The organism is Candidatus Angelobacter sp. (assembly GCA_035607015.1).
GTDB lineage: Bacteria > Verrucomicrobiota > Verrucomicrobiia > Limisphaerales > AV2 > AV2.
Genome location: DATNDF010000012.1, coordinates 1 through 4,716, shown reverse-complemented (window position 1 = coordinate 4,716; position 4,716 = coordinate 1). Strand labels below are relative to the sequence as shown.

7 protein-coding genes are annotated in these 4,716 nt (G+C 56.6%); 1 reads left to right on the top strand and 6 read right to left on the bottom strand.

What is annotated here, in order from left to right; all coding sequences use genetic code 11:
- Positions 1 to 765 (bottom strand): ketose-bisphosphate aldolase (locus VN887_00470; GenBank protein ID HXT38472.1); only part of this gene is annotated, 765 nt, incomplete at its 3' end.
- A gap of 63 nt (positions 766 to 828) precedes the next feature.
- Here VN887_00470 and VN887_00465 point away from each other — a divergent pair.
- The gene (locus tag VN887_00465) at positions 829 to 1,194 is read left to right on the top strand and encodes a hypothetical protein (protein HXT38471.1); all 366 of its coding nucleotides are present in this window, start codon (positions 829 to 831) and stop codon (positions 1,192 to 1,194) included.
- 100 nt (positions 1,195 to 1,294) lie between these two features.
- Here the strand turns inward: VN887_00465 and VN887_00460 are convergent, their stop codons facing one another.
- From VN887_00460 to VN887_00440, 5 genes are all read right to left on the bottom strand, one after another.
- Positions 1,295 to 2,065, bottom strand: a complete 771-nt coding sequence (locus VN887_00460; GenBank protein ID HXT38470.1) for an enoyl-ACP reductase — start codon at positions 2,063 to 2,065, stop codon at positions 1,295 to 1,297.
- 12 nt (positions 2,066 to 2,077) lie between these two features.
- Complete coding sequence (locus VN887_00455; GenBank protein HXT38469.1) at positions 2,078 to 3,319, bottom strand: MFS transporter; 1,242 nt, start codon at positions 3,317 to 3,319, stop codon at positions 2,078 to 2,080.
- Between the two features lie 23 nt (positions 3,320 to 3,342).
- Positions 3,343 to 3,822: an NUDIX domain-containing protein gene (locus tag VN887_00450; GenBank protein ID HXT38468.1), complete on the bottom strand. Its 480-nt coding sequence runs from the start codon at positions 3,820 to 3,822 to the stop codon at positions 3,343 to 3,345.
- A 45-nt stretch (positions 3,823 to 3,867) separates the two neighbouring features.
- Complete coding sequence (locus VN887_00445; GenBank protein HXT38467.1) at positions 3,868 to 4,371, bottom strand: zinc ribbon domain-containing protein; 504 nt, start codon at positions 4,369 to 4,371, stop codon at positions 3,868 to 3,870.
- A gap of 144 nt (positions 4,372 to 4,515) precedes the next feature.
- Positions 4,516 to 4,716 (bottom strand): pyruvate ferredoxin oxidoreductase (locus VN887_00440; protein ID HXT38466.1); only part of this gene is annotated, 201 nt, incomplete at its 5' end.

Sequence of the window (4,716 nt, the reverse complement as noted above, 5' to 3'; positions counted from 1 at the left end):
GGCGATCTCGATATCCGCTTCAGGAACACCCGCCGTGTCGTCGCCGAGTTTGCCGCCGTATTTGTTGATCTCCTGAACCAGATCTTTGGGAACGCTGGACGCCCCGTGGAGCACTAGAGGGTAATCCCCCAGACCTGCGTCCATGAGAGCTTTCTTGATGGCTTTCAAGCGTTCCAGGTTGAGGTGTTGGTCGCCTTTGAATTTATAGGCGCCGTGGGAGTTTCCGATGGCCACAGCCAGAGAGTCCACACCGGTGCCTTTGACGAATTCAACAGCTTCATCCGGGTGCGTGTAAACTCCGCCTTTCGAGTAACCTCCACCTTCCTCACCATCGTCGTGTTGCGCACCCACCAGCATTCCGAGCTCCCCCTCTACGACGCAATCATGTTTGTGAGCATATTCGACGACCCTCTTGCACAGGGCAACGTTCTGATCGAAGGGCAGATGACTGCCGTCGATCATCACGCTGGTAAACCCCTCGTCGACGCATTCCTTGCAAAGTTCAAAGGAATCTCCATGATCAAGATGAACCGCGATGGGAATATTGGACAGGCTTACCGCCGCTTCGATGAGTTTTTTCAAATACACCGGGTTTGCATATTGACGGGCGCCCTTTGAAATCTGGAGCATCACGGGCGCCTTTTCCTCTTCGCAGGCTTCCACGATGGCCTGAAGAAGCTCCATGTTGTTGACGTTGAACGCCCCCACGGCATACTTGCCTTTAAGGGCCTTGGCGAACAGTTCTCGGGTATGTGTCAGGGGCATATTCCAATGTGAGTTTTAGTCAGCACAAATCATTTCGCTTCCGAAAGGAGGCGCATAATAGAAATGGACGCGCAAAAAAGAAAACAAAAACTGTTGTTCGCGTTGAGCAATACGGAAAAGGGCCTCGAAAAAATGAACGTCGACTCGTTCAACTCCGAACGTGCCCACGTCTCCGGCTTCGTGTCTGACCAAAGAACGTTCAGGCATGCGCCCATCCGTGGTGGATTCATGGAGCAGCGCATTTGGGCCGGCACTTCGATCTGTAACAGAAGCGCGGCGGAAGTTCCCGTTGCTGGGGACCGGATGACGCTCTCGGCGTCGAAGGCAGCGTCGTCCAATGCGACTCCGGGAAAACTCTTCGCGACCCGTCAGGTCCGGTGGCTTGGAGAAAGGCAACACTTTGAAGTGTCTCGCCGGGTATCAAATTGACGACCGCGGTGACGCCGTCCGGCCCAACGATGGGCGGATCGGCCAACTCGAACTGAATATCAAGATGCCCGACCGTGGTGAAAGCAGTGAGGATGCCGATTTACATCCCCATGATCTGATACCCGCAGTCAACGTAGATCACCTGGCCGGTGATGGCGGCGGCACCATCGCTGGCAAGGAATGCGCCGGCGGCCCCGAGTTCGTCGGGCAAAACATTGCGTTTGAGTGGGGCGTGGGCTTCGTAATATTTCAGCATTTCGGTGAAACCGGCAATGCCGCGCGCGGCCAGTGTGTTCACCGGTCCGGCGCTGATGCAGTTCACGCGGATTTTTTTCGGACCAAGATCGTAGGCGAGATAACGAGTGCTGGCTTCCAGCGATGCCTTGGCCACGCCCATGACGTTGTAATGCGGCACTACTTTTTCCGAACCGTAGTAACTCATCGCAACGATACTTCCACCCTCGGTCATCAGCGGCGTTGCGCCGCGCGACAGTGCCACGAGCGAGTACGCGCTCACGTCGTGTGCCACGCGGAACGCTTCGCGGCTTGTGTTCACAAACTCCCCTTCCAACGCGTCTTTTGGCGCGAATGCGACCGAATGCAATAGCAGGTGTAATTTGCCGGATTTTTTCCTGACTTCGTCAAACACCCGGGCAATGTGATCATCTTTGGTCACATCGCATTCCATCAGCAACGTGTCCGCGCCGAAGGTGCCGACGAGTTCCTCCACGTTGTCCTTGAGCCGTTCACCCTGATAAGTAAACGCGAGCTTCGCACCCTCACGATGCCACGCCTGCGCGATGGCCCAGGCGATTGAGCGTTTGTTTGCGACGCCGAAGACGATTCCGACTTTGCCTGCGAGTAATGACATAGGTTTTCTTTCTTAATTGCCGCCAGCATGATGGGTTTGGCCATTTTGTAGCAAGGGAGAATCGGAACGGCGCCAAAACCGGAGCGCGAAGAGGCCGGCCAACCCGGCCAACAGCAGCGCACTCACCGCCCACGTGCTACCATCCGGATTGTTCGGAAAAAAGTGCAGGGCAGCCGCGCCAATGCCCGGCCCCGCGCAACTGCCGGCGCCAAGGGCCGCCTCGTGAAGACCACCATGCTCCCCTTTGGTTTCACCTACATCCATCGCGTAATACAACGATGAGTAATAGATCAGTCCGGTCGCGAATCCAAATACGCATTGCGCGGCGACAAGCACGCCAACATTCGGGGCCAGCAGAATCAGTCCGAAGCTGACGATCAGCGCCGCATAGGCGCCGGCCAGCCAGCGAAAACGGTAGTGCCAGCCGGGCCGGCGCCACAACAGCCAGAACGCCACAAAGCGCACGAACATCCAGAGCGATCCGCAGAAGCCAGCAAGTTGAGGCGTCAGCTCCAGATGCTTCGCAAGACTCGGCATCACAGCAATCAGCGTGTTGATCGCGAGGTAGGCGAACGGATTGGCGAGCCAAGCCATCTTCAAAAACGTTTGCGGACTTACAGGCGAACGCAGTCGATCTTCCGGGTGCGCCGGGGCAATTTTGTTTGGCGCCTCCGTCGCTTGAGGCTGTCCGGCGGGCATTCGGCCGGCGTGCTCGAGCCGAAGCAGGAACGCGAGTTGAACGAGGATTATCATCCCGGGTGTTATGAATATGCTGCGCAGGCCCAGGTTTTCCAGCATTGCGCCGCCGGTGAAATAGGCGAACGCTCCGCCGCCCGCCCAGACGAGGTTGTAGATGCCCACCATTCTTTGCAGGCGCAAGGGCGGCTCGTTTTCGCTGACCAGCGCCTCCAGCGTCGGCCATGTAAAGCACATCCCAATGTTGCAGACGGTCATCACGAGAAGGTGGCCCGGCAAACTTGTGACGACCGCCCCGACTGCCAGGGAGCCAGCCATGGTCGCGAAGCCGATCTTTAACGAGAGAAAATATCCGCGCTTCTGCGCAAAACGCCCGCAAAGGGCTGACGCTATCGTGTAGAGAAATCCCAACGCTGCCGCAAGTAGAAGATTGTGAAACTTGTCAAAGTGAAATGTCCGCTCTGTGAAAAAATAAAGGTAGTAAAAATAATAAGTCGTCGAGACCGCATTGAGCCCTTCGAGAACAAAGACACCTGTTTTTGCCCGGTTGAAATTCATCCTCGGCGCCGATCAGTTGGCACTCAATCTTGAACTTCGGATGACGGGCTGGGGACTTCTTCCAGGGCTTTGCGACAATACCATTTCACAGCGTTCGACATTGGCGGCAGGAGTGTGTCGAGGTCGGCGTTGGAACACCAGCGAATAGAGTGATGCTCGACGGCGGATAGGGCAACCCGGCCATTCTTCGGTCGCGCCCAGTAAATCATGCCGATGTGCTCGTGCGTGTCGGTGATGCGATGGATGTCGAGGAAACGCGGAGCTATCAACGCGCGTGTGCCCGGCTCGGTGGTGGGCGGACGCTCGCCGAGGAGTTCCACGTCGAGGCCGCTCTCCTCCTTCGCCTCGCGCAATGCAGCGATTTCCGGATCTTCGTCCAGTTCAATGTGGCCGCCGAGCGGCAGCCATTTGTCGAGTTTGCGATGATGAATGAGCAGCACCTTGCCGTCATTCACGACGAAAATCGCGACCGTGAAATCGATCTTTTCGTGGAGGTGGGGCATTTGTGCGAAACATGGAAAGAGAATTCAAGCGTTACGTTTCATATTTCAATAATCGTAAAGCCCGCTGTCCTTCGTGTATCCGCCGCCACTGCCCGGTCCGCCTTCCTCGCCGCCCATGAAATCGCCGAGCAGATCACCCATGTCAGCCTCGATCTTCTCCGGATCTTCCCCGGCTTCGAGGCGTTTGATGGCCACATCGAGTTCCTTGGGCATTGTGCCGGGCGGCAAGATGTCTTTCATCTTCCGCATCATGTGGGCCATGTGCTTCGGGTTGTTTTCGTCCAGGTGCTCCAGGTCGTGTTCCATTTCGCTCATGGCGCGCATCATCCGCGGATCGTCCATGTCCGGCATCGGCCCTTCGTCTTCGCCTCCGGCCCCGCCTTTCGCCGGTTCCTTCAAACCCCTGGTCATGGCGAAGCGGCTTATTTGCTTGGTCATCCTCTTATTGCCGCACTTGGGGCAGGCCGGCAGCCGGTCGGGGTTCAACCGTTTGGAGAGGAAGTTGAAAACCCTCCGGCACTTCGGGCAGGCGAATTCGTAGATCGGCATAGTTTCGTCAATCAGTTGTGCGCTTCCTGGAACAAAATGAGAAGCTGAGGCGACTCCGTCAAGTAAAGCTGCAATGACCTCAGCGTCCTCGCCGAAAAAAAAGCCGCCGATTCACATCGGCGGCCACGGAAAACAGTGGATGAATCACTTCATCCGCTCGAAATTCTGTTTCAGTATCTGCCAGTCCTTCAAGCCCTGAACCCGTTCCCGTGCTTTCGCGTTGATGTCCGCTTCGAGTTTGTTTTTTGTCGGACGGTTGGCTTTGTAAAATATTCCGAATTTGCCGGGAAACGGCTCATCGGCCAGCTTGTAGGCTGCGGCTTCGTCAGCCACGTCGTGCGTCGG

Excerpts from the sequence above, each read along its gene's own strand:
- VN887_00465 (HXT38471.1), top strand. The coding sequence starts at position 829 with ATGGACGCGCAAAAAAGAAAACAAAAACTGTTGTTCGCGTTGAGCAAT.
- VN887_00460 (HXT38470.1), bottom strand. The coding sequence starts at position 2,065 with ATGTCATTACTCGCAGGCAAAGTCGGAATCGTCTTCGGCGTCGCAAAC.
- VN887_00455 (HXT38469.1), bottom strand. The coding sequence starts at position 3,319 with ATGAATTTCAACCGGGCAAAAACAGGTGTCTTTGTTCTCGAAGGGCTC.
- VN887_00450 (HXT38468.1), bottom strand. The coding sequence starts at position 3,822 with ATGCCCCACCTCCACGAAAAGATCGATTTCACGGTCGCGATTTTCGTC.
- VN887_00445 (HXT38467.1), bottom strand. The coding sequence starts at position 4,371 with ATGCCGATCTACGAATTCGCCTGCCCGAAGTGCCGGAGGGTTTTCAAC.